Raw genomic sequence first — 25,081 nt, forward strand, 5'->3', positions numbered from 1 at the left:
ACTCGGTCCAGTGTGGACCCGAAACCCTCTCGTAGCACTTGACCTCTCCGATGAGTCGGTGTATCTCCGCCATCACCACGTCAAAGTCCTGGCTTGTCGTCAGATTCTGGTGATGTGTACAAGTCCCATGCATCACGAACGCCGGGACACCGAACGTGTTCTGGATGTCCCTGATGACTGCAGATGGGAGCGCGCTACTGCCGAGGTCTCTGAATGGACCGGGGTGAACGTACAGAACAACCCCCACCGCCGCCAGAGTGGGCCCTCTCTTGATGACGACCACCTCTATGGGGACGTCTTGGACTGTGGCTATCTTGGACATCAGCTGCTCGAAGGGACAGGGGTCTCCCACAAGGTAGTCGTATCCGAAGGACCGAAGCAGTTCCGGACCGCTTATGCCAAGGTCCCTTTCAAATGGTCTACTGACCGCGCGAAAGATGTGGTTCACTCCGATAGAACAGAGAGCAAAGGAGAGAACTGCAGACACCCACCAGAAGGGCGAGAGCGACAAGAATGAGGGCACTGAATGGACCAGAGTCAGGACTGTGACATACCAGAGCAGGGGCGGCATGAGCGTTGCAGCGGTGTTGCGTAACGGATGATGGTCGCTGAGACCAGTTGCTAGGAATGTGAAGAGGAGGAACGCGGCCACCATGCCTGCGCTCCAGAGGCGTACTTCGGTATAGGGGTTCACTGTGATAGCGGCGATGACTGTGCCGACGAGACCGATGAGTATCCATATGTAGACCCCCATCTGCACTATCCCGGTCGTCCTTCTGGCATCAAGCGGTGATCCTGGCTTCCGCACCAGTGCGTACATCAGTGCGTAGCCTACGAACACGGGCACGACGAGGAGCATGAGATAGTAGCACAAGTACGCAGGGGGGTTCAAGACCGGACCGGACAGAAGTCTCACAGCTGTCGACAACAAGGCGCCCAACGCAACTGCAAGGACAATCCTGATGACTATCCCTCTGAAGGTCGGCAGCTGCCACAGCTTCGAGTAGAGCCCAATAGTCTCCTTTACCTTCGCTTTCTCTCCCAAGGTGAGGCGCCTCTTTGAGTCTGCCTCTCACTGAAGGTCGGTCTTATCAACATATTCTTGCGTTCGGCGCGCTGTCTTCACCACCACACTTATATCGTGTTCGATATTTATCGCATTCGATATTCAAATGAGCGCTCTCAGGGTCAAGAACCCACCTGAACCGAGTATGCCGCAGCACGTTCCGCGGGGGCTGCTTCGGCTGATTGTGCTGAAGCTCCTTGAGAAGCAGGAGTTGTCCGGCACACAGATTATGGCCGCACTAGATGCGAGAAGTGGGGGGATTTGGAAGCCGAGTCCCGGTTCTGTCTATCCAGTGCTTGAGGAACTCCGCAGATGCGCCATGATTGAGAGCGCAAGCATAGATGGCCGCACAAAGACCTATCGCATCACAAAGGAAGGTCGTCTTCACCTGGAGACAATCACTGGCAAGAGAAGAGACCGACTTGCAGATGGAGCCAAGATGGGACCTGAGTTCTGGTTCTTCCTTCTGGAGCCACAAGACCGGGTGAGTCTGAGAGTGTTCCACATGCGGAACGGTGTGAGATCAATGAAAGAGGACATCCGATATCTTGGCACGACAGAGAAAGAGGTACTCCTCGGGGACCTCCGGGAGATTCGGGCGGACCTGGACTCTGTCATCGAGCTTGTGCGAAGGTGAGGCTGGCAAGTTGGGAGAAGGTAACAGTTCAGCGTCACGCTACATGTTGAGTGGCCTCATTCGGCACAAGGCGGCAATCACACTTGCCACTGTGATCACTGTAGTATCAGCGTTTCTGACCACATACCCCAGTGTGCTCTTGGGGGATGCAGTTGACGAACTCACCACGGGTAGCATTACCCCACGATTCACATTTCTTGTGTGGGTAATTGTACTTCTCGGGATAGCATACTTAGCACTGTACTTCATTGTCGGGTATGTCTGGGCCACGGTCACCCTTGGGTGGGAGAGAGATGCGCGTCAGGAGTTCTTCGAAGCGCTTCAGGACTACAGCATGACGTTTCACGACCAGGTTGACAGCAAGCGTCTGCTGTCTGTTGCCATGCAAGACATCAACTGGGTGCGGATGTCACTCAACCCTGCTCTCAGAAACCTAATGTTCAGTATGGCCTCCTTCGGTCTGACAGGGGTCCTGCTGGCAGGGGTGGACCTGACACCGGGTCTGATGGGCACACTCTCCATCCCTGCATTCATCCTTCCTTCACCATTCGGGTGGTTGTCACTCGGACCCATTCCTATACCTGTCTTCACGCTCCTGATTGTAATCGGCACTCCACTCTATCTGATACTCGCCTACAGATATGCTGACGCGGTCGAGTCTGTCAGAAGAGAGCGGTCTGAGGACATGGAGCAATTGACATCTATCTCGCAGAGCGTCTTCAGAGGCATCGAGGTGGTGCGCGCATTTGGTGCTGAGGCTCGCGAGAAAGAGAAATTCAGCACAGCAAGCAAGGAGTACCAACACAAGGCCACGAAGGAGGGAAGGCTTGCTGCCTTCTACTTGCCCTCGCTGGTCCTGACAGGAGTGACTGCTCTCGCCTTCACCTACGGCGGCTATGCGGTCATGCAGGGGACACTGACCGTAGGCACGCTGACACAGGTGTTGACACTACTTGTGGGACTGCAGGGATTCAACTTCATGCTTCCGAGAATGCTCCTGATGATTCGAGGAGGATATGTCAATGCAAAGAGGATAGTGGACCTGCTGAGTTGGCGGGACCCGATGACAGAGCCAGAAGATGAGGAGGTGGCGGTCAACTGGTCTGGCGACATTGTCTTCGACAACGTGTCATTCACCTATGAGAACGGCGGCGGCGACAAGAGCCACTACGCACTGAGGGACTTCAGTCTGAGGATTCCCGGCGGGTCACGTGTTGCATTGATAGGTGGCCCCGGTGGCGGCAAGAGCACCATTCTCAAGTTACTCATGCGTCTCTATGACCCGACGGCGGGCTCGATCACGATAGACGGGGTCGACCTGAGGCGATTCAGGACCAAGACTGTTCGAAGTAATGTTGGACTTGTGGAGCAGGACATCTTCTTGTTCAGGGACAGTGTCAAGAACAACATCGCCTTTGGTCGATCAGATGCTTCAATGGATGAGATTGTCACTGCTGCGAAGAGGGCGCAGGCACACGAGTTTATCGTAGAGCTTCCAAACCAGTATGACTCGGTGATAGGCGAGAGAGGCATGACTCTGAGTGGCGGCCAGAAACAGAGGATTGCCATAGCCCGCGCCATAGTCCAAGACCCGCGCATACTGCTTCTTGATGACTCGGTGAGTGCAGTCGATGCAAACACGGAGTATCTTCTCAGAAAGGCCCTCGATGAAGTGATGGTCAATCGAACGAGCATCACTGTCACTCAGAGACTCCGAACACTCATTGAATCGGATCTGATTGTGATTGTTGACAAGGGTCGTCTTGTTGCATCAGGCACGCACGAGGAACTCATTGGATCTTCTGAACACTACTGCAGGATATTCCAGAGACTGCCCGGAGCACAGGACATGCTGAAGCGCTCCGTTTCGCATGGAGGTGTGTGCTGATGGGATTTCGTGGACCCGGCGGTCCTCATGCACTGGCTGCCAAGAGGGAGAAGCCCAGTCGGCCTGTCAGACTCCTCTTGAGAAGGATGGTATTCTACCTCGGCCGCTTCAGGCGGATTGTTGCCATAGGCGCAACCCTGTCACTATTGTCTGCGGTCATATCAATCTTCGACCCACTCCTCCTGACATGGGGACTGACGGCAGTCTTTCCAGCGGAGGGGCAGGTGTCAAGTATGCACATGTTCGTGTTCCTCATCCTGCTGTACGTGGTCCTGAGGATCCTCACATGGCTGATGGACAGTGTCAACGTGTGGGTCTTGGCGGGCGCCCAGGCAGGATTTGTACAGGAGATACAGATGGACGTCTACAACCATCTGGTTGACGCGGACCTGTCCTATCACAAGTCCCAGCAGAGTGGCAATGTGACTTCTCGTGTTACCTCTGACACCGTGTCTCTGGGAATCGGTATTGAAGTGCTCATTGACTTCTCCAGCCAGATCCTCACGCTTGTGTCGACTGTTGCACTGCTCATAATCACATCTCCCTTCGTAACCCTCGCCACACTTGTGGTGGTCCCCGGGGTACTATTAGTGACGGTGCTCTTCGGCACAGTGGGGCAGAGGATCATGCTGGCATCGCAGAGGGCTTACGGTGAGGTGTCAGGTCAGATCGCCGAGAATCTGAGTGGAGTTCATATCGCAAAGGCGTTCAACCGCGAGTCAGAGTTGGCTTCCAGACTCTCGGAACTGAACAACAAGGCCTATCGATTTGGTTTCAAGTTCATGATGCTGATGAGCGCCATGCAGCCCATGCTGCGAGCAATCGGTCAGTTCGGTGTTGCAGCAATCCTGTTTGTGGGTGCATATCTTGTCGTTCAACCCGTGCCGGCACTGACCATACCCCAGCTGTTTCTCGGTGTGGTGCTGCTGAACCGCTTCATGTGGCCTCTCCTATCTCTATCGATGGCTGGCTCTCAGGTTCAGGCCTCACTTGCAGCCATGGACCGGGTACTGGACGTTATAGAGTCTAAGCAAGCCATACAAGACAGTCCGGATTCAGTCGAGCTCCGTGAGGACAGTGATGGGATATCCTTCGAGAACGTAACGTTCTCATACACAAAGGGGACTGAAGTGCTGAAGGACATCACTCTACATATCCGTCCCGGAGAGACCGTCGCAGTGGTCGGTGCCACCGGTGCTGGCAAGACGACATTGGCCGCCCTGATAAACAGGTTCTACGACCCCGACTCGGGTCGGATTCTCATAGGCGACCAAGACCTGCGCACAATCAGCCTTCATTCTCTCCACAGTAATGTGGCACTGATTGCTCAGGAGCCCTACCTGTTCGATGGCACGATTCTGGAGAACATCCGTTACGGGCGACCATCTGCAACTGATCAGGAGATTGTGGATCTGTGCAGGGCTATAGGAGCGCACCAGTTCATCGAAGTGCTCGCTGATGGCTACAGTTCTCGGGTCATGGAGAATGGAAAGAACCTGAGTGCTGGCCAACGACAGATGATAACCATCGCAAGGACGATGCTCGCTGACCCACGCATCCTTGTGCTTGATGAGGCGACAAGCCGGCTGGATGCGTACAGCGAAGCGTTGGTCCAAGAGGCTCAGGCCCGGTTGTTCGCTAATCGGACCACTGTTGTCATTGCTCACCGCCTTACGACCATCGCTGGCGCATCAAGAGTGTTTGTGCTTGACCATGGCCGACTAGTCGAACAGGGCACGCACGAGGAGCTGCTCGCTCTGGGTGGACTGTTCAAGACCCTCTACGATACATATTACGCGCATCAGGGAATCGAGGAGATTGACGAAGCGATGCTCAGGAGGGCTTCAGAAGAGCTGATGAAGATGGAGCCCAGTCAACTTGCCTCGGCTCCCGGGGGGCAGGCCATGACTGGTCCCGCCGAAGGTCAGAGTGGCGCTCCATGGACAGACCCGGAAGTGCTGAAGAGACTGCCACCTGCAGTAAGGGAGAGGATTCTCAGAGACCCTGAAGCAGCTCGCAAGGAGTTCGCGCAGATGATGAGAATGGGAAAGCGGCAAGGCAGAGGCACCGACTAGAAGAGCACTCTATGCTTCATCAATTCGGCTGAGGATGGTGAGCGAGAGTCCGAGAGCAAGATAGGCCTCGGCGGTCAGGCCTCTGATCATCGGATGCAGAGGGCTCACAAGCGACGAGCACCACCCGATGTTCAGTGACAGAAGTATGATCATCGCGAAGAGCATGAGTATCAGCGGGATTCGCATCTTTCCTGTTCGGAAATGCCATAGAAGTGCCGTCACAGAGCCAACGATTACTGCGAGGCACAGAGCTAGGAAGCCGCAGATGGTGGCTAGCACCGCGTCTGGCGGGGGAATGAAGAGGCTTACGAGTGTCTTGATGGTGAAGATGATCAGGCCCAGGATAGTCGCGAGGACTGCGGCAGTCGTCTTAGGCCTGCTGGCCGGCACGACTCTGTTGAAGATGAACACGTAACCAACGACCCCGATTGCCCACAGCAGCATCACTGGAACCTGAAGAAGTGCAACTGCGAACTGGAACTGCGCAGTGTCAGGCAGAGGGTACACGATGGATATGGCAGTCTCAGGGAGAGCTGCGACAGTAAGGCCGAGTGACATGACCAACCCCATGGTGTGCAGCATGTCCTCCCTTATCACGCCCTCGCGCATATAGCCGACGAGACCGGTCAACCCGACAGCAAGAGGCACAGTGGGTCCGATTGGGACCATCATGAGCGCGAATAATCCAAGGTCGACCATAGTCGAAGACAACACTGCTGCCACGAGAATGACTAACCCCATCATGACCAGTGATAGCGCGTGAAGCCACAGCCGCTTCAATGAATAGGGGGCCTCCAGTGATTCATCTCTGATAGGTCGGCGGTATTTGAGGTTTCTCGTTCTGTGTAATGTGGGTACCGCTCAAGTCCTAATCTGTTCCCACTCGACGTCATATGCGAGGTTCGGGAACTGAGTCTGGAGTTCCTCACGTGTGCCAGATATCAACGAGTTTGCCACCTTGGAGCCGACATAGGCAGAGAAACGCTTCGAGATGAACTGGAGCAGGGCCCTGAAGCCATCACTCAGTATATCTGGACTGAGTCTGCCCTTCACGCATGCCGCCGTCAGAGAGCTTCGGACCTCCACGTCGACTCGCTCCTCAAGGTCCACGAACAAGAGCCAGGGGTGTGGACCTGACAGTGCTTCCCTGGAATCGAAGAATATCCTCCGCGTGGCCTTGTAACCAATCAGGTTGGCAATCCTGTTGAGTAGACTCTGAATCACTGCACCGTAGAGTACAAGCTTGGTCTGCGACGGAGACACCCGTTCAACCGCTCGGCGTTCAGCAAGTTTGGCTATCTCTTCGAGAAACCTCTTGAGATCCGTCGTATTCACTCTCTCTGCCGCGATTGAGAGCGGGGTCTCTCCGTCCAGTTCCGGTAGGGCTCGCCTTGCTTCCTCTGGGAGCTCCTGCGCCAGACCCGGACTCACCATTAGCGATGTGGCCTGATAGATGTCATCCGGTTTGACCTGCTGGACAAGAGTGACGGCCTTCTCCCAAAGCGCCTCAGCCACAATGTTCATCGCCACTTCAAGTGGCATCTCCAGGTACTCGGCGGCTTCCGCGACAGTGCAGTTCTGAGGAATCAGCTTCAGGAATGTGCTCACCTCTTGATTTCTCACGAAGAGGTCCCAGTTCAGACAGGGCCGGATAATCGCGTCGGGGTCCACCTGATAGCGCACAAACTCCTCTATGACGTTCCGTTCGAAGCGCGTGTATACCGCAAGGTCAAGGTCCACGTACCTGAGCAGACTGAATTGCTCTTCGAATCTCTGGATGAGTCGCCTCAGCTTCTCTCGGAGATGTTCCTTCTCACTGTCGACACTAATCGCCCCCATTGTCCAGGTACCGAACTCGACCATGATGCGATAGTCACTGCCTTCGAAGGCTCTTGCAGTCGAAGGTGCCGAGTGCGCGCTCTCATCAAAGAAGGACGTCATGGCCACCAAGAATGACGAGATCAGATGCGGGTCGAACGTAGAGCCCTCGAAGTCCCGGTGGTATAGACAGACGCCAGACTCTCTCTTGATGATATACAGACTCTTGACGTCCACAGGAGGCTCCTCCGTTGAGCATGGCTGATATGTTATAATACCATATAGGCGGGACTCGTTGCCGCTTTTTTAGCTTTTCATGTGGGTACTATTCCTCATGTAGACCATTAATGTCAATCTTGTACGTCGTTCGTACAGCGTCAAGCCAGACGGGAGCTCCTCGAAGTCTTGAGGCCTCTTCCCTACTGAGTTCCTCGTGTCTCACTAGTGTCATGTCCTCAGGGAGGATTCCGCTCACTCCCATGGGGTCCTCAATGACTACAGTGAACGACAGTCTGCCGTCTATGGCTGCGTCTATCAGTGTCAGCAGCTCTCGTGCTCGCGCCTGTTGGTCTTCGGTCTCAGCAAACTGCAATGCACTCTCAACAACAGGCCTCGTCCGATACAGCAGCCCCTCAACGTTGGATATGAACGACTCCGCCCCCGGTCCGGGTTCAATGTCAATCCCGAAGTCAGGGAATCTGATGGTCCCGGAACTTGAACGCACAACTCGTATGTTCAGCATCTCCGGGCTTGTGACTCTGAGAGTCCACCGAGATGGGGGACGCTCCTCTGTGGAGAAGATGTCGTCGTGTGAGAAGCCGCACTTCGAGCAGCGGATTGTGAACATGGCCAGTTCGTTGAAGTAGGGCACGCTATAGAGCATCGACCGGACAGTCAGACCTGGTGCGTTGCAGACTGGACAGATGACATCGCCATCCCCTGACATATGATCTCATTGAGTTCAGTCCTTATAGTGCTAATCATATGATTGTGTCTTCCGATAGGTCCAGCAGTCGTTGTGACCTGTGAGTCACTCTTGCTCTTCAGCGTAAGGGTTAAAACATCAAGGACGACACGACACGGCAATAGTGGGCCGGTAGATTAGCCCGGCAGATCGCATGGCTTGCATCCATGAGGCCGCGCGTTCAAATCGCGCCCGGTCCACCACCATTCTCTTCTGCTTCTCTGAACTTGACCATGTGGGAAGCCTCACTCGATTGACAGTCCTTGCACTTCCCGCGGACACTGGATGAGCGTTCTCGTAGACCATCTGACTCGCGATGAATGGTTGGTGGAGAGGGGACACCGTCATGCTGTGCCACACTGGTATACATGACGATGAGTGCGGCTTCAAGTCTTGGGCTGAATCCCGTGACACGCGCACATGGAGTTGAGAAAGCGCGGTGATAAGATGAGGGGGAAGTTGGGGCACAGTGATTGCCCATCTTCCCCGGATACTGCTGTTCAGAAAAGGAAAACTAGGAATGTACGTCTAGCGCGGAGGCGGTGGGGGAGGGACGTCATCTTGACGGGTGTCCACTTTGGTCAACACAGAGTCCCGCTTCTTCTTCGTGAACACGAATCCAAGTATTACGAAGACCAGCCCGACTACTGCCACAACTGCTCCTACCAGAAGAGTGTTCCCACCAAAAGGTGTGTAGCCCACATTTGGCATGAGGGCTATGACAGCGCCCGCAATGACCAAGAGTGCGCCAAGGCAGACAGGACCGGACCTGACATACTCGCGCCATGTGAGGTAACTCATTTCGTTTTCTCCTTCTCGAGACTAGTCCACGCGGTCTCGTTCTAACACATCAGGTTGAAAGCTTGATTTAAGATTGTCGCCGATGACTGACCGGTGGCTTGCCCAGCGTTTCGTGCTGCAGCTCACTGTTGAGTCTATCAACTGAAAGCATGGTGGGACCGCGTGTAGACGGTGACTGTGGCTCGTGTACCGACCTGATGCTCTAGAGCGATACTGTGACTATGCACCCAGTCGACGACGTGTTGATTGACACCTTCAGACCGATCATACTGCTCAGCTTTGCTGCAAGCATCTCGTGGAAGGCACAAGGGTATCCCTTCGGAGTCTTGGAACCCGCCGGGTCAAGTCTCCTCGAACTTGCGAGCAGCTCACACGCACCAGTCTCGATAGTGAGTCTTTCACTCCCTGTCTTCAAGACCTGACTGTCCTTCGAGCAACTCTGTATGTGGGCTCCGAACCGATAGAGTACTTCCTCAGAGCTGGCGTTCTGCGCCCACATCGATATGAGATCGTCTGCAAGTCTGTCAAACATGAGTTGTAGGTGTCCCTCTGGCAAGGTCGCTCCATAGCATGCCATCTGATGGCTGAGTGCTCCCCTCGCCTCTGCAGAGCTCAGCCATAGGTCTTTCAGGGACAGCTGAGGCATCTGGGGGACTGCACCCAATCGAGCTAGGGCTGGAATCGCCCCATGGTCCTCTGTTTGTGCAGACAATGGAGCCGTGCTTGTGTGTGCGCGGTCGGCCGAGGAGGTGGGCGCAGTCTGTTGCTCCTCTCCCTCACGCAGGAGGTCCGGAATCTCGTAGTTCGGACAGAGACCGGACTGCTGATACTGTCTGGCGAACTGCATGAGCCTGCCAGCACACATTGCAACTGCATGACGGCTCAGTCCCTCAATCCTTGCATGTCCGAATATGACTCCGACCATGTTGTCGAGATCCAAGTCGTTGATTGTCTTCTCCGCAAGTATCTTCTTTCCCCTTACGACTCGCACGGCCCACTTGTTATCCATTACTCCTGCTTGAGCTCCATAGCTGGTGTTGGTAATGCCGACAAGGGGGGATATGGGATAGAATCCACTCATCGCGTTCGGCCTCTGGGAACTTGGTCATACCCATTGGCCCTCAAAAGACTATCTCTTTCGGATTCGGTGAGTCCCCACAGAGCCGCTGCCTGTTACAGGGCCATGGAGTCACATATGGCGGAGAGAAGGTGATGTGACTCTACTACGGCAAGAGAACAGGAAAACAGGATGGAAGCGGAGGGGCTGGTCATGCACCTCCGTTTCCAGTCGATTGTCAGACGTAGCCCGGAAGCACAGTCTGCTCCTTCGGAGTGCGCCTGTAGACGCGCTCGGCCTGCTCTTCGAACGCCTTGAGGGACTCGGGAGTCATTGTGGGTCGTGTCTCTTTCATGGCTGCTTCAAAGTCCTTCATCTCAACAGGTCGAGACTTCCACTCCCCTCGGACTGCTGTCATGGCTGCCTCTCGACATAGCCCCTCGATGTCCGCACCCGAGTAACCCTCCGTCATCTTTGCAAGGGTCTCCAAGTCGACGCTCTTCCCGAGCGGCATCCTCCGAGTGTGAACCTTGAGTATCTCGAGGCGAGCTGCAGCATCCGGTGGTGGTACGAACAGGACTGAGTCGAATCGACCTGGACGCAGAGCTGCGGGGTCGATGATGTCTGCCCGGTTCGTGGCACCAATCACCAAGACATTGTTGAGTGACTGCATTCCGTCAAGCTCTGCGAGGAACTGATTCACAATCCTCTTGGTGACCCCTGTATCGTCCTGCACACTGCGTGAGCTCAGAATCGCGTCTATCTCATCGAAGAAGATGATGCATGGTGCTGTCTGTCGGGCCTTCTTGAATATCTCTCGGACCGCCTTCTCTGACTCCCCGACGTACTTGTTGAATATCTCCGGCCCACGTATAGAGATGAAGTTCGCTTCGCTCTCTGTAGCGACCGCCTTGGCTAGTAGTGTCTTGCCTGTGCCGGGAGGTCCAAACAACAGAATCCCTCGCGGAGTCCGTATGCCCATCTCTTCGAAGACCTCGGGGTGCTTCAGTGGTGCTTCCACAGCCTCTCGTATCTGACGCTTGACCTTATCGAGACCACCAACATCATCCCAGTGGACATTGGGCTTCTCGACCAAGACCTCTCGAAGAGCTGACGGGCTGATTTCAGAGAGTGCGTTCTCAAAGTCCGCTTGCGTCACATATAGGTTCTGAAGTACCTCGGTTGGAATGTCCCCGGTCTTCGGGTCCACATGAGGTAGCGCCCGTCGAAGTGCATGCATGGCTGCCTCTCGTGCCAGGGCAGCGAGGTCCGCTCCGACAAAGCCATGGGTCGTCGCTGCGAGTTTCTCAAGGTCCAACCCCTCTTCCAGTGGCATGGCACGAGTGTGGATCTGCAGTATCTCAAGTCGTCCCTTCTTGTCCGGGACACCTATCTCTATCTCACGATCGAAGCGTCCGGGTCTCCTGAGCGCCTCGTCGATGTCGTCAACACGGTTCGTGGCACCAATCACTATGACCTGCCCTCTGGCACTCAAGCCGTCCATGAGGGACAGGAGCTGTGCCACGACTCGGCGCTCAACCTCACCTGTCACTTCAGCTCTCTTCGGAGCTATGCTGTCAATCTCGTCGATGAATATGATGCTCGGTGCGTTCTTCTCCGCCTCTACGAACAGCTCCCTGAGCTTCTGCTCTGACTCGCCGTAGAACTTGGACATTATCTCCGGTCCGTTTATCGACCTGAAGCTCGCACCGGACTCGTTGGCCACCGCTTTGGCTATGAGAGTCTTGCCAGTGCCGGGCGGTCCGTGTAGCAACACTCCCTTGGGAGGCGTGATGCCCAGCCGCTTGAATAGCTCTGGTGACTTCATGGGCAGCTCTACCATCTCGCGTATCTTCTGCAGCTCCTTTCCGAGGCCGCCAATGTCCTCGTATGTGACATCAGGAATCGCAGTCTCCTCCGGCGCTGCGGGCTTGGTAAGGACTTCCACGACTGTCCCGGGTCCGACCCTCACGTGCTTGCCGGGAGCGACCTGATTTGCTGTGAGCTGCAGTCCCTGTCCGATAGAGGCAATCAGTATTATGTCGCCTCTCGTAATTGGCTTGTTGATCAGCTGTTGCTTGATGTACTCGCCAAACCCCTCTTGGAACCGTATGGGCTGGTTCGGCGCAAGGACGACACGAGTGGCCTCCGGTACCGTGACAGGACTTATCTCTACCATCTCGCCCAGCTTTACGCCTGCGTTGGTTCTTATCAGCCCGTCCATCCTTATCATGTCGATGACCTCGTCCTCCTTCAGGCTTGGCCAGCAGACAGCAACCGTTTCCTTCGTGCCTCGAAGCAGGACGTAGTCACCTGACCTGACTCCCAGAACATTCCTTGACTCGGTGTTCAGTCTCACAATGCCCCTTCCCTGGTCCTTGGGCATCGCAGCCGCGACCTGTAGTTTCAGTGTCTTCTCTGTCAAAGCTGATCTGTCCTCCTCCACTGTCTTACTTCAGTTGTATCTCGACTTCGTCATCGGTGTCGTTGTCACCCCTCACCAGGATGACCTCGAACACCCCGTTCCTCAGTGATGCACTTGACTTCTCTCTGTCGACTGCGAACGGGAGGTCGATCCATGCGCTGTCCAGTCCCTTTGCTTCCAATCGCGCTCGTTTCTTCCGGACGACTACCCTTGGCTTCGCGTCCGCCGCCAGACCGCCCACTATCAGTATGACACGGTCCTCCAAATCAATCCTCTCGACTGCAGTCGGGTCACGACTTGTCTCCATTGTCGTGTCCTCATACCCAGTATCGGGTGTCGTCAAGAGGTATCTGTCAAATGCCTCTATGTCGTTCCTCATGAGTCCGAGGATCTTCTCGAACGTGCTACGGAAGAAACTGTCAAAGTCGTCGTCTATCACTGTTGAAACCTCCCGTGGTGAAGCCCCGGGCGACTGATGCCGCCGTGAGAGTCATGCGGGGCTTCTGTACGTGCATTTCACATGGGTCCACTAGGGACCATTTGTTGCATTAGTGCTTACAGCTCATCACTATATAACCTTTACGAAGAGTGCGACTCTGTTGCACGTGTGGCTTCGGCCCGTCGCTTCGGGACTGATTCTGGCACATGTGGTAGGTGTGGCATACCTGTCTGAATCAGGCACCGTGATGCTCCTCTTCATGGTCCTAGCTCCTTCTCCTACACCAAGAGCGGCAAAGACTTCTCCTACGAGCCATTCTCTGTTGCAGGGTGGCAATCACTTACTGGTGCCCCACAACTTCACAATGAGTGTTGTGGCGAAAACAAGCCGTCACTCTGCGTCGGGGTTCTCTCTCTTGAGGATGTCACGTGCGACAATGACTCCGGAGACCGAGGCCTGCATCAGGCCGCGAGTTATGCCAGCTCCGTCGCCGGCTGCGTAGAGGTTGTGGATTTCGGTCTCAAGGTTCTTGTTCAGTTTGAGTCTTGAGGAGTAGAACTTGACCTCTATGCCGTACAGGAGAGTTCCGACATCAGCCACACCCGGCATGAGTCGGTCGAGGGCATCAAGCATCTCGAGGATTGAGCTGAGATGTCTGTGCGGGAGGGCAAAGCTAAGGTCTCCGGGACTGGCACTTGGAAGTGTGGGTCTGATTGGGCAGCGACTGATCCTATCTGCGGTGCTCCGTTTCCCTCTCTTCAAGTCCACGAGTCTCTGCACAATCACGCCCTCGCCGAGCATGTTCGCAAGGCGGGCGACATGCTGACCGTAGAAGATGGGGTGTTGGAATGGAGCAGTGAATCGGGATGAGACGAGCAGAGCAAAGTTCGAGTTGGGTGTCTTCATGTGAGCGAATGACTGTCCATTGACCGTGAGTATCTCGTCATAGTACTCGGTTGTGACCACTCCTCCGGGGTTGAAGCAGAAGAGTCGCACCTTGTCGTCGAACTGCTTGGAGTAGTACACGAGCTTCGGTTCGTACAGGTCCTCTGCTATCTCCTCCATGACTGCGGCAGGGACCTCGACTCGAACACCGATGTCAACGTAGTTGTTTTCCCTGTTGAGCGAGAGCCGTTCTCCCTGTACAGCGAGCCATTCATTGCCGACCCTGCCTGGTGCAGCGACAACATACTTGGCCTTCAGGAACTCGCCATCGCTGGTCTCAACTCCTTGGACTGCGTGTCCGTTGACACGGATGTCCCTCGCCTCAGTCTCGAAGAGGACCGTTCCGTGTGCTGCGACCTCCTCATACATTCGACCCATGACCTCAATGCACCCCTCGCGACCCATGTGGCGTACACGTTGTGGGATGAGTTCCATTCCCACCCGGGCCGCACGTCGTGACCAGAGGTCTATCTTGTCGCCATCAGCTCCATACAGCTTCTCAGGAGCTCCGTAGGACCTGTATATCCCGTCGACATACTCGATCATGTTCATGAGCTCTTGGTCGCCAAGTAACTCATCGAGCCATCCACCCACTCTCGTTGCTATGGTGAGCTTCCCGTCTGAGAACGCTCCTGCACCGCCCCAGCCGGCGAGTATGCGACACGGGCTGCATTTGCTACACCCCCTCGATGCGATGGAGTTGGGGCATTGGCGCTTGTCAATGGGCCTTCCCTTCTCAATGAGTACGAAACGCAGGTCCGGCCTGTTCTTCAGCAGTTCAAGAGCACAGAAGATACCAGCCGGGCCACTGCCAACGATTGCAACGTCGTACTCCAACTGTTACACATCCTGGCCTCGCAGAACAATGGCGGCTTCTTGAGGTGTTCTCTTAAGGCTTTGCCCTCCAGTTCTGTTGTGTGTCGTGTGGTCAGTCAACCATCAGGACGCCAGCGCTGGCAACAGGCGCGCCCGAATTCTCGAGTCCGAACAGTATTGTCTGACAGTCCTGTCTGATGTGCCGCTGGGTTTCAGACCGGGTGCAATGGCCTTCTAGAGTGACTAGTGATTCTGCCTTACCTGTCTCCGTCCTGCTGGATTGCTGACCGTGCTTCAGCGTGATGCCCTGTGTCCCCTACAGATAGGGATATCTACATATGGCTGTCCAATCGTGGTAATACGTGATTCTGAGGAGTTGCAATGACAGTCTGCTCTCTGTGTGGAAAGGATGACTTGGGTTTCAACTGCCCGTACTGCAACAATGTCTACTGCTCAGAACACAGACTACCCGAGTCGCACGGATGCGCAGGGCTGCACCTAGTCCGAGAAGAGGCACGAAAGAAGACTGCGAGCTCCCTCTACAGTGACGCGGATGCCGCCTCCGACATTGTACCCACCCGAGTAAGGAAACCCATTCGTGCACCGAGGACCCGACCGAGACGATTCTCACAGACCGAGGTGCGTGACCTCTCTATCTCCTTGGTGCTTGTGGCTCTGGTCGCCATCTCGGTGATGGGACAGGTCCCAATCGGTGTGATCAACGGCTTCATCCTTCTCGCTTACTTCGCCTCTGTTGGCCTGCTCTGGATCCCGCTGGCGATAGTGGCAGTCTTCCTGCTCTCATTCATTGCTCATGAGCTCGCTCATAAGTTTGCAGCGCAACACTACGGGATGTGGAGCGAGTTCAGGATGACCCCTCAGGGATACTACCTCTCGCTCTTGGCGATACTGACTGCTTTCCCCATCTTTGGAACCGGGGCGGTCATGACCGGAGGTGCCGGAGACCGTGACCAGTACGCGAAGTCCACGCTAGCAGGACCACTGACGAACCTGTTGATTGCCGTAGCGATGATATCACTCGGGTTGGTTCTGGGACTCGCATCAGGCGTGCCATTCGGTGTGCTGCTGATTCTTCGTTACGCTGCTCAGCTGAACAGTTTCATTGGACTGTTCAACATGATTCCATTCCCTCCATTTGATGGCGGGACCGTGCTGAGGTGGAACAAGAGCACATGGATTGTCTTGGTTGTTTCGCTTCTCATCGCCATCGTGTTGTCCTATATGCTTCTTCCTCTGTCCTGAGCCTCTCTTGGCGGCGTGAGATGAAAGGGATATAAAGCAGAGTCTACGCTAGACGAGTAGAGGAGAGATTCAATGTCGGACACGAGACACTCGTACCTCAATTCCATTGACGGTCTGAAGACAGAGATGATGCGGCTCTACGACAAGGTGGAACAGCTGGAGCTGGAGTCGGAGGATCTTAGAGCCTCAAGGAGACAGGCCGAGGAGAAAGCATGGGCGGCCGAAGAGGCGGTCAAGAAACTGAACCTTGAGATTGAAAGAAAGAAGCAGGAGCTGCAAGACGCACTGACAGAGCTGAAGTCGACCCAGGCGAAGTTGACAGAGGCACAGAAACGAGCAGCGGACATCGAGGCCAGTCGCGACGGAGCACTGGCAGAGCTAAGACGAGAACGGGACGAGCTCAAGAAAGAGATGGATGAGATAACGTCCAAGTTGGACCGAGTGTCCGAGCTGTATCGGGAGGCGTCCGCTGAAAAGGCCAAGCTACAGGAGAAAGTGGACGTGAGCGACCTCCTTGGAATCTACATCATACTAATCGAGAAGATCTTTGGAGGAAAGCCGCACGCACGTGTGCTCTACACACTTCATAACACCAAGACAGCCATCACAAGGAAGAACCTGGAAGCGAGTACAGGAATAATCCCCACAGCAATCCTGAAGGCAATCCATGACCTCAGAAATGCGGACCTCATATCTTTCGATGAGGAGACCCAAGAGGTCAAGCTGATAAAGGACATACTGTAGAGGCTGAGCAACCACCCTGCATGAGAAGAGGAAGACCGTGTCCAAGAAGATGAGGTATGACCCTGAGCTAGCGAAGTTCGTCAGCAGACATAATCTGTCTGAGAAGATGCGCAACATCATTGCGACACTGGGGAATGATGCTCAGGCCGTGCTGGACTGGGCGGCCGGAGAGGCGAGGTCGCTCAGTGGAGTGGGTCCTGGAGAAAAGGGTGGCAGCCTTGGAAAGGTCATGTTCGAGCTCGTGGCCCGCGAGGCCTCCATTCGTCTTGTGATTGCGAACGACGCAAAGGGAAGAATCACCACAAGGGATGAAGTGAAGCGTAAGATGGGCTACCGTGTGGAGATGCCAGTCCTCTATCATGAGGCAGGCATCAGACATCCCCAGGAGGCGAGGAACCTCCGGCACAATATCTTCCACGAGTCATTCATGGCGCTCGTGAATAAGCTGTTTCCGGACGTCTCCACCTCAATTCCGACCACCGGGAAAGGTCTGACTCCCGACCTGATCATGACTCACAAGTCGCCGGACTGGCAGATGGCGGTGGAGTACAAGGCCTACAGGTCTCTTACGCTTCTCTCCGAGTCTGAAATACTGAAGGGAATGCGCTATCAGACCGAGTGGGGAACGGCATGGCTCATTACGACCTCCACAAAGAGCGTCAGGGATGTCTACGGAAACACTCTGAGGTCTGAAGAGCTTGTGGACAAGGGTGTGGAGCGTCTGCGAAGAATTGCCAAGCGACGGACCTACACGAACGAACAACGTGAGAACAGAGGGATAGCAAAGAAGGGCATCGCACATCTGGAGAAGCATGGTGGTGAGTCGCTGTCATGCCGACTCACACAGACCCCGGCACTGGTTCAGTCGTGCGTGGCTGGAAAGCCCCTTAGAGGACTGGCCATCAGCACAGGATTCGAGATAGTGGGACTGCTTCGAGAAAACGGACTCGAAGACGCTGCAGAGGACATGCTCAAGGTAATGAAACTGCCTACTGAAACACTGTCGGGTGGCAAGGTCACATCCGTCAGACTCATAGGCTCTGACCAATGAGTCCGCGATTTGCCAAGATTTATCTGTGCAGAAGGGCCCCTTGGTACTGTTATCAAGCAAGAAAGCATACTGACAGGGTGATTTCATTGGAAGAGCTGCGGGCCGTTGACGATGTGCCCTACATGATGAGGGAGCTCCTACGTGACCTTGCCAAGAGGTCGCCGATACTGGGGGCAACCATTGTCAGCATGGAGGGACTGCCACTCTTCAGTTACCTGAATACCGGCTCTGATGAGGCGGCCATTGCTGTGTTGGTTTCAAGTGCATACTCTGCGGGCCTTCAGACAGTCAAGGAACTCAAGCAGGGTCACCTGAAGTCTGTGATAATCGAAGGCGATGCCGGTACCACACTCATCCTCGCGATAAGCGAGAGTCATCTTCTGACTGTGATTGCCCCGGAGAATGCAAAGCTCGGTCTCGTATTCAATGATGCTAAGCAGGTTGGACGAAGAGCCGCCAGACTGCTTCAGGACATGGAGCCCATATGAAAGACCCCTTCTCTCAACACCCATGCTGGCGAGGTCCAAGCCCAGAGACCGTGGAGAGAATTCATCTCCCTGTTGCACGGTCATGCAACGTGAAGTGCTCCTACTGCAATGGGCTCGGCACACGCGCTTCTCACTCGAGAATGCCCGGCTATTCCGCAGGCACGATGAGTGTGGACGAGGCTGTCCGTGTGTTCCGCGATGTGAGAGCAGCCCGTCCCAAGTTGCGGATCGCCGCGGTCTCCGGCCCGGGCGACCCCCTTGCAAGCATGGACTCCCTGGCTCTCTTTCAGCAGATTCGCATGCTCGACCCCGAAATTGACCTGTGCCTGTGCACCAATGGACTGGGTCTCGGAGACTCAGCTGCAGCTCTGTATCGACTCGGGGTTTCAACACTTTCCGTGTCAATGAGCGCATTGAGCGAGGAGACCGCTGCTAGAGTCTATGAGTGGGCAGTGCTTGGCGGCCTGTGCATGTCCGGACCAGAGATGGGTCGCAGAGTCATCCAGATGCAGTTGCAAGGGATTGAGGAGGCCGTAAGGCGGGGTATTCATGTCAAGGTCAACAGCATTGTCTTGCCAGGAGTGAACGAACACGAGCTCCCGGATTTGGCATCGGTTCTCAAAGATCATGGTGTCGAACTCCACAATATAGTCCCACTGGTACCTGGTGGGACCATGAGCCACTGCAGGCCTCCGACGAGTGAGCAGGTTGAGTCGGTTCGTAGGATGGCCTCTCGATATATCCGACAGTTCAGACAATGTGCACAGTGCAGAAGCGACGTTGTGGGAGTCCCCGGCTGTGATACCTCACTTCTCTGATTCAAAAGACCACTCTCAGGCCGCCGCACTCCACCAGCTTGTTGATGAGAAACAGCAGTGCATCGTGGTCGTAGGGCAGACTGTGAACGACCTCCTTGACATTCCTACTGCCGTCAAAGAACTTGATCAGGTCGTCCACTGGTCGACCGTACTGATCCCTGAGCCTTGCCACACTAGATGACGATGTGTCATCGGTGACAAGCACGTCCTTCTCGTCAAGTCGTTTTCTGAAATCGACAGCACCGTAGTGCTTCATCAACGACAGGAGTGCCTTGACCTCTTCGTCACGCAGCTCAATCAGGTCAAGAATCTCGGCCACGCTTCTCTTCCCGTTGATGAATGCCTCGAGCTTCTCAAGTTTCCTGTCAATCTCTCCCACTCTAAATGGGATGGGCTTTCCAGCCTTTCGCACAGGGATCAGATTCGGCTGGATATTGCCATAAGGAAACTCGACTATCACGTTCAGTGCGAACTCGCGGAATCTTCGGATGTCGCCTTCGAAGTTCTTGAGTTTCTCTCCGTGCTCGGTCTCTACCTGGCTGAGTATTCTCTTCAGCTTCTCTCTATACGGTGTCTCGTCCGGGACCGGGTCCACAACCAGAAGCACCAAGACGGTCTCGCCCACCTCAATCAAGATGTCATATGCCGCCTTGCTGATCGTCCGGATCGGAGCCTTAGCGAAGATTATCACTGCTGTGACGAACCCAGCGATGAGGTCGGGGTCGACTGACATCTCTGCGTAGGGAATGCTCAGTATTGACTCCCCTCCCTCGAGGCGGATGAGGGAAACATATCGCACCTTGGAGACGTCGTACATCATTTGCCCACCGCCTCCGAGTTGTCCTTGAATCCCAAGATGCGTGCATCGAGGAGCCTCTGGGCCACAGTCCTCACGGCCTCAGGGGAGAGGTGGACTGCCTCGCAGACCTCCTTGAAAGTGCGCACACCGTCAATTGCATCCATTAGAGTCAATAGCTGGTCACCGTACGTCGCCTTTAGTATCTCGGGGGGGTCGTTCAGTCTAGTAAGCACTGAGTCGTCAGATATCCGTCGTGTGAGCTGAATCCATCCAAAGCGATCAAGCATTGAGAATACTGCCATTGTCTCAGCCATTGGAAGCCCTGATGCTGTTGCTATCTCGGCAAGAGTCCGTTTGCCATTGATGAAGCTTACGATTGTATGCAATTTGCGGTCCGTCTCACCAACGCTCCATGGGATGACGGTCCGTTCGTTGCTTCCTGTTGCATTGCCTGCGGTGAGTCTTGGCACAAGGCTGGGCTCCAGTATCCGGTATGGAAAGACCGACAGCACTTGAAGGGCGAACTGGCGAAATGGCCTGATATCGCCTCTCCAGTTCTGAAGGCTGGCAATGTGCATCCTCTCGAACTCGTTGACAATCTCCCTCAGTGAGTTGCGATAGAGGTCCTCGTCATCCACTCGGTCCACAATGAGAAAGCCAACGACGTGCTCTCCCTCCTCTATCATCACAACATAGCCCTCTTTGACAAAGGTCTTGATGTGTTTCCCCTCATATACCACGATTGCCAGTGCGAAGCTGGCAAGAAGGTCCGGGTCGACACTCATCTCATGGTACGGGATGCTCAGGATTGGCTCGCCTCCTTCAATCCTGACCAGCGATACGTATCGGACCTTTGTCGGGTCCAAGCGTGAACTTGCCACTATTTCTACCCCTCCTCAGACAGACTCTTGGCCGCGACAAGTCACAGATACTCGCTTAGTGCAGCTTGGTCATTCATCTCTATGTTGTACCTCTCCTCAAGCGTGTAGCCGACGAAGCTCTTGAGGTTTGCAACTCTGAAAGTTGTCTGTTGCCTCACTACAAGGAGTGGGCCTTTTAGCCCCACCACCTCGCCTAGGAGCACGAGTCCTTCAGGGGGAATCTTGCTCTTTAAGAGTTGTGCTGGTGAGTCCAGACTCTGCAGACGATAGAACGATGATAGTTCCGTGACGGGCGGGGGCCATTCCTCAACTGTCACTCCGTCGGCGGTCAGGTACGTCTCAACGAACCCAGGTTTCAAGACGCGTGAGACGTTCTGTTGCGCTCTGGTGTAGTCGATGGTCCTGTCCAAGACTCCGGTCTTCCTCTCTGCTCTCACTGCCTTTGCGAAGTCTCTTGACCTGCTAATCCTGTCCTCGATGCGTCGTGCCAGTCTTCCACCTTGAATCTTGGCAAGTTTCACGCCGAAGTCAGCTCCCTGCTCCAACCACCTGACCATCATCCTTCCGTAGGTTGACACCCCGACCTTGATGAGGTCTTCTCCAAACACGGTCAGATAGAGCACATAAGCAGCCTTTGAGCAGTCCAATGCTCTCTCTTCACTGGCTTGGCACACACTCCCCGTGCATCGGATACAGGCGTTCATCTCGTCCAGCGCCTTGCACGGTCCGCACTGAGTGAACGACGGGCGCACCATGCTTCTCTCTGGGCATCGTGTCATTGTGCCCTTGAGTCCCCGCGTCCCGATGCACTTTCGTGGCCCTCTGATGAGCCACGATATCTGCCTTCCCGTGTCCAGCGGTACGAACAGCTCTGTGTCGCTCCCGTCAGGCCAGACGGTGAGACCCGACTCATAGTTGTGAGGCTGAGAGGTCTCACGCCACTTGACGTCGATTATCTGCGTGGTGATACACCTCTAGAAGATCAGATGCCGTCCCTGTCCCATCCACTTGACGCCGCGGATGTTCAGGTCAGAGTCACACCGGGGACAACGCCCCTGTGGATTCAGATTATTCCTCTTCAGATAGACCGAGAATCGCTCGACGGCCTTGTATCCACACTCTGGACAGTATGTGTTCTCGGTGTCCATGCCGGGGATGTTCCCCGAGTAGACATAGGTAAGTCCCGCGCCCTTCGCCTCCATGATATGCCGTTCGAGAGTAGATGTGGGAGTTCGTGGCAGGTCCGTCATTTTGTACATGGGTGAGAACGCGGTGAGATGAAGTGGGGTTTCCGGACCAAGGTGTTCGACAATCCATGTGGCAAGCGCCCTTGTGTCTTCCGTCCTGTCTCCCACCTCTGGTATTATTAGATTCGTCAGCTCAATGAACACCCCGTGGTCTCTGTATTCTTCCAGTGCTCTGTAGATTGGCTCCACCTTTGGGACGCCCATGTATCTCTTGTAGAACTCCTTGTTGCCTGAACCCTTGAAGTCCACAGTCACTGCATCGAGGTGGGGCGATATGTATTCCACGCCCTCTGGTGTGATGTATCCATTGGTGACGAACGTATTGTACAGCCCATCTCTGTGTGCAATCACTGCGGTGTCGTGTGCCAGTTCCATGAAGATTGTGGGCTCTGTGTACGTATAGCTTATGCCTTGGCAGTCGTAACGTTGTGCCAGATGCACTATCTCTTCCGGGGAGATTCTCTGACCGACTGGTGATTCTCGCTGCGAGGAGTGGTAGTTGAGACAGAACTGACAACGGAAGTTGCATGAGGATGTGCTGATGGAGAACGCAGAGGAACCGGGAGCAAAGTGAAACAGCGGTTTCTTCTCTATGGGGTCTGCTGCCATTCCATCCACCAGTCCATAGACAGTAGTGTAGAGGGCTCCATTCTCAACCACTCTGACTCGGCAGAGACCCTATTCGCCTTCTCTCACGACGCACCTTCTTGCACACAGGTCACACCGGACCCCGCCTCTGATGCTCTTCCACAAGACTGCCTCTTTCATTGTTTCACCCATCGCATCGCTTTCTTATGCGGTTTCTGCTTTGGACTCTATACTGTCATACCCATCAGACAGTGTTAAATGCACTTGCGACTCCAAGACCTTGGGTCTAGTCGATTGACTGGTTCGAAAGAGCTAGAGAAGCTAGGTGTTCTGTTCGGTATGGTCACAGACCGAAGCAGGTCGTTCCTTGAACGATGCTCAGAGACTAGGGTCTGTGCTGCTTTCGACCCGATTCGTGCCACGAACGAGTATCGCGACATCGCTCTCAGCACCATAGACTCTGACCTTGAGGCCCTCCGGGAAGTCCAGTCACTGTCGGGTCCCCTTGGCGAGGTACGAGCTGCACTTGGATCCGGTCCTAACGATGAGCGGTACATACTCGCCCTCAGCTCTCTGAGAGAGACATTCCTGAAGGATGTGCTCAGACCTGCTGTCAGGGACTTCCTGAAGGGTGCAGCTGGTCCAGACGATCGGCTGGAGTCACTCTACCTGAGTCAGCTCAAGATTGACTCACTGCTAGAGACTGCCCGTTTTCTGAGACGTATTCAGAAGAAGTGACGGGACCGCCCTGAATGTATACTACTCGACCGGTTTCTGTCTGGTGAGGACTAGCGTCTCGCCGTCCACCACTCTGGCAATCCCCAGCCGTTCAAAGTCTTCTGCCCACTTGAGTATCTGGCCCGGCGAGATTCCAAGCGACCGTCCTATCTCTCGGACTGACAGCTGTCCTGCCTCTTCAACCATCAGAAATGCCTTGGTCTTCTCCGTGCTCTCCATCAGGGCCATGTAGTCCTCGACGGTCTTCTCGGCATATGCCAAGCGAGCCTTGAGTGACTCGAAGTCACGGGTCATTCTCTCAAGGACCGCAGTTGCTCTTTCAAGCTCTACACGAGTCCGTTCATGCTCCCGAGCCATGTCGCCCGACTCGTATGAGCGTATTCGGGCCTTGAGCTCGTCTATCTCTCCAAGTCGTCTTGAGCTCTCCTCTCTCTCCTGCTCTAGGCGAGATGCCCTTGTCCGTAGCTCGTCAATCTCCAAGTCCTTCCTGGCGATCGTAGAGAGTGCCTCGTGTGTCTTCTTGTCTGCCTCTTCAATACGCTTGGTGGCATCTTCAAGCCTACTGTTGAGCAGGTCTCGTGTTGTCTCAAGGGCCTTGACCTGCTGACGCAGTTCTGTAAGCACGCTGGGGTCTGTACTGGGTGCCGCCCTCAAAGCCGTGACAGTATCCTCAAGTGACTGCGTCCTGGCTTTCTCAGTCTCCAGTGCAATCCTGAGCATCTCAATCTCCTTCTCACGGTTGGCGAGTCTGTCCGCAGAGAGGACAAGATCTCTTCTGAGTTCCTCAACAGTCCTCTCCAAGACACGTATCTTCTCTTCGACTTCCTTGGGGACCTGCACCTTGGGCTTCATACTGACCTCTTTGGTGAGGAACTCAACTTCGGTGGCAGCTCGTTGCACCAAGTCGTCGACACTTGCCTTCAGTGTGGCGAGCTCTGTGAACGTCTGTTTCAAAGAGGTTCGAAGTCCGTCCGTCACATCGCGAGTCTTCTCCATGATGGGAGATGACATCTGCGTCGTGAGGCTATTCTCGATTCGGGCGAACTCAGCGTCGACAATCGCTCGCATCTCATTGTCGACATATGTGGCCTGCAGATTGGTCTTGGCTCGTCGTTTCCCCTCTGAGATGACTGTGGTCCGCAGGTTCACCAAGCTTCCCTTGAGGCTGACGAGAAACGAGAGCACGACTGGTATCAGGTCTCGTTCGATGCGGTCTATCGCAGTATCTACGGTGGTTAGATCGCGCTCGACAAGGTTCAGGCTGTCTCTCAGACGGTCGATGCTCTTCTCAATCTCGGTCCTTCGTCTGACATCTTCAGCAGACTCGACCTTGAATACGTCCCCAGTGATTCGCCCTGACTCCAAGAGCTGCTTCCTCATGTCATCGTCGACACCCATCTCTGTGAGCAGGCCGTCGACCACGTCCCTCTCATCGCTCTTTGGAACCCTGTCGTCCTTCATACTCTAACCTCACCGGCTTGAGAGATTCAACGCAGTTGAGATGGTTGCGTCCGAACACATAAATGTATTCTG

The 25,081-nt window shown here is 54.8% G+C and carries 22 protein-coding genes, 1 tRNA gene and 1 pseudogene; 10 read left to right on the forward strand and 14 right to left on the reverse strand.

The window, feature by feature from the left end:
- The coding region (locus HXY34_09010) for a DUF2070 family protein (GenBank protein ID NWF96271.1) at positions 1-1,045 on the reverse strand (1,045 nt) is incomplete at its 3' end.
- A 166-nt stretch (positions 1,046-1,211) separates the two neighbouring features.
- Here HXY34_09010 and HXY34_09015 point away from each other — a divergent pair.
- The 3 genes from HXY34_09015 to HXY34_09025 are packed head-to-tail and all read left to right on the forward strand — an operon-like array spanning position 1,212 to position 5,666.
- Positions 1,212-1,703: a helix-turn-helix transcriptional regulator gene (locus HXY34_09015; protein ID NWF96272.1), complete on the forward strand. Its 492-nt coding sequence runs from the start codon at positions 1,212-1,214 to the stop codon at positions 1,701-1,703.
- 10 nt (positions 1,704-1,713) lie between these two features.
- Positions 1,714-3,591: an ABC transporter ATP-binding protein gene (locus HXY34_09020; protein NWF96273.1), complete on the forward strand. Its 1,878-nt coding sequence runs from the start codon at positions 1,714-1,716 to the stop codon at positions 3,589-3,591.
- Positions 3,591-5,666: an ABC transporter ATP-binding protein gene (locus HXY34_09025; protein NWF96274.1), complete on the forward strand. Its 2,076-nt coding sequence runs from the start codon at positions 3,591-3,593 to the stop codon at positions 5,664-5,666. The genes HXY34_09020 and HXY34_09025 overlap by 1 nt, the downstream gene beginning before the upstream one ends.
- Positions 5,667-5,675: 9 nt before the next feature.
- Here the strand turns inward: HXY34_09025 and HXY34_09030 are convergent, their stop codons facing one another.
- The 3 genes from HXY34_09030 to HXY34_09040 all read right to left on the reverse strand — a co-directional run bounded on the left by HXY34_09030 (position 5,676) and on the right by HXY34_09040 (position 8,430).
- Entirely contained in the window at positions 5,676-6,446 is a 771-nt protein-coding gene (locus tag HXY34_09030; protein NWF96275.1) for a hypothetical protein, read from the reverse strand.
- Between the two features lie 81 nt (positions 6,447-6,527).
- On the reverse strand, positions 6,528-7,721 hold the full coding sequence (locus tag HXY34_09035) for a hypothetical protein (protein NWF96276.1): 1,194 nt from the start codon (positions 7,719-7,721) through the stop codon (positions 6,528-6,530).
- An 88-nt stretch (positions 7,722-7,809) separates the two neighbouring features.
- Positions 7,810-8,430 carry a ZPR1 zinc finger domain-containing protein gene (locus tag HXY34_09040; protein ID NWF96277.1) on the reverse strand — a complete coding sequence of 207 codons (621 nt, stop codon included), beginning with the start codon at positions 8,428-8,430 and terminating at the stop codon, positions 7,810-7,812.
- Positions 8,431-8,574: 144 nt separating this feature from the next.
- On the opposite strand from HXY34_09040, the gene HXY34_09045 reads away from it, so the two are divergent.
- Positions 8,575-8,651 (forward strand) — tRNA-Ala (locus HXY34_09045).
- 325 nt (positions 8,652-8,976) lie between these two features.
- On the opposite strand, the gene HXY34_09050 is transcribed toward HXY34_09045, so the two are convergent.
- The 5 genes from HXY34_09050 to HXY34_09070 all read right to left on the reverse strand — a co-directional run bounded on the left by HXY34_09050 (position 8,977) and on the right by HXY34_09070 (position 14,952).
- Positions 8,977-9,249, reverse strand: a complete 273-nt coding sequence (locus tag HXY34_09050; protein ID NWF96278.1) for a hypothetical protein — start codon at positions 9,247-9,249, stop codon at positions 8,977-8,979.
- Between the two features lie 202 nt (positions 9,250-9,451).
- Complete coding sequence (locus tag HXY34_09055; protein NWF96279.1) at positions 9,452-10,330, reverse strand: hypothetical protein; 879 nt, start codon at positions 10,328-10,330, stop codon at positions 9,452-9,454.
- A 214-nt stretch (positions 10,331-10,544) separates the two neighbouring features.
- Complete coding sequence (locus HXY34_09060; protein NWF96280.1) at positions 10,545-12,731, reverse strand: CDC48 family AAA ATPase; 2,187 nt, start codon at positions 12,729-12,731, stop codon at positions 10,545-10,547.
- A 25-nt stretch (positions 12,732-12,756) separates the two neighbouring features.
- The gene (locus HXY34_09065) at positions 12,757-13,170 is read right to left on the reverse strand and encodes a hypothetical protein (protein ID NWF96281.1); all 414 of its coding nucleotides are present in this window, start codon (positions 13,168-13,170) and stop codon (positions 12,757-12,759) included.
- A 390-nt stretch (positions 13,171-13,560) separates the two neighbouring features.
- The gene (locus tag HXY34_09070; protein NWF96282.1) at positions 13,561-14,952 is read right to left on the reverse strand and encodes an FAD-dependent oxidoreductase; all 1,392 of its coding nucleotides are present in this window, start codon (positions 14,950-14,952) and stop codon (positions 13,561-13,563) included.
- 360 nt (positions 14,953-15,312) lie between these two features.
- Between HXY34_09070 and HXY34_09075 the strand changes: the two genes are divergently transcribed.
- The 5 genes from HXY34_09075 (at position 15,313) to HXY34_09095 (ending at position 19,295) form a co-directional block, all read left to right on the forward strand.
- Positions 15,313-16,194 (forward strand): hypothetical protein, encoded by an 882-nt coding sequence (locus HXY34_09075; protein NWF96283.1) that lies wholly within the window; start codon positions 15,313-15,315, stop codon positions 16,192-16,194.
- Positions 16,195-16,266: 72 nt separating this feature from the next.
- Positions 16,267-16,938, forward strand: coding sequence for a hypothetical protein (locus tag HXY34_09080; protein ID NWF96284.1), 672 nt, complete (start codon positions 16,267-16,269; stop codon positions 16,936-16,938).
- Between the two features lie 37 nt (positions 16,939-16,975).
- The gene (locus HXY34_09085) at positions 16,976-17,989 is read left to right on the forward strand and encodes a hypothetical protein (GenBank protein ID NWF96285.1); all 1,014 of its coding nucleotides are present in this window, start codon (positions 16,976-16,978) and stop codon (positions 17,987-17,989) included.
- Positions 17,990-18,075: 86 nt separating this feature from the next.
- Positions 18,076-18,477, forward strand: coding sequence for a roadblock/LC7 domain-containing protein (locus HXY34_09090; GenBank protein NWF96286.1), 402 nt, complete (start codon positions 18,076-18,078; stop codon positions 18,475-18,477).
- On the forward strand, positions 18,474-19,295 hold the full coding sequence (locus HXY34_09095) for a radical SAM protein (protein ID NWF96287.1): 822 nt from the start codon (positions 18,474-18,476) through the stop codon (positions 19,293-19,295). Before HXY34_09090 ends, HXY34_09095 begins: the two co-directional genes overlap by 4 nt.
- Position 19,296: 1 nt before the next feature.
- Here HXY34_09095 and HXY34_09100 read toward each other — a convergent pair whose 3' ends face one another.
- The 4 genes and pseudogenes from HXY34_09100 to amrS all read right to left on the reverse strand — a co-directional run bounded on the left by HXY34_09100 (position 19,297) and on the right by amrS (position 23,002).
- Entirely contained in the window at positions 19,297-20,115 is an 819-nt protein-coding gene (locus HXY34_09100) for a hypothetical protein (protein NWF96288.1), read from the reverse strand.
- Positions 20,112-20,975, reverse strand: a complete 864-nt coding sequence (locus HXY34_09105) for a hypothetical protein (protein NWF96289.1) — start codon at positions 20,973-20,975, stop codon at positions 20,112-20,114. The genes HXY34_09100 and HXY34_09105 overlap by 4 nt, the downstream gene beginning before the upstream one ends.
- Positions 20,976-21,016: 41 nt before the next feature.
- Positions 21,017-21,943 carry a DUF2797 domain-containing protein gene (locus HXY34_09110; GenBank protein ID NWF96290.1) on the reverse strand — a complete coding sequence of 309 codons (927 nt, stop codon included), beginning with the start codon at positions 21,941-21,943 and terminating at the stop codon, positions 21,017-21,019.
- 6 nt (positions 21,944-21,949) lie between these two features.
- Positions 21,950-23,002 (reverse strand): annotated as a pseudogene (gene amrS, locus HXY34_09115) (AmmeMemoRadiSam system radical SAM enzyme).
- A 102-nt stretch (positions 23,003-23,104) separates the two neighbouring features.
- On the opposite strand from amrS, the gene HXY34_09120 reads away from it, so the two are divergent.
- Positions 23,105-23,548 carry a hypothetical protein gene (locus tag HXY34_09120; protein NWF96291.1) on the forward strand — a complete coding sequence of 148 codons (444 nt, stop codon included), beginning with the start codon at positions 23,105-23,107 and terminating at the stop codon, positions 23,546-23,548.
- A 21-nt stretch (positions 23,549-23,569) separates the two neighbouring features.
- On the opposite strand, the gene HXY34_09125 is transcribed toward HXY34_09120, so the two are convergent.
- On the reverse strand, positions 23,570-25,009 hold the full coding sequence (locus HXY34_09125) for a hypothetical protein (GenBank protein NWF96292.1): 1,440 nt from the start codon (positions 25,007-25,009) through the stop codon (positions 23,570-23,572).
- Positions 25,010-25,081 lie beyond the last annotated feature (72 nt).

The organism is Candidatus Thorarchaeota archaeon, from assembly GCA_013388835.1.
In the GTDB taxonomy this organism is placed as follows: Archaea; Asgardarchaeota; Thorarchaeia; order Thorarchaeales; family Thorarchaeaceae; genus JACAEL01.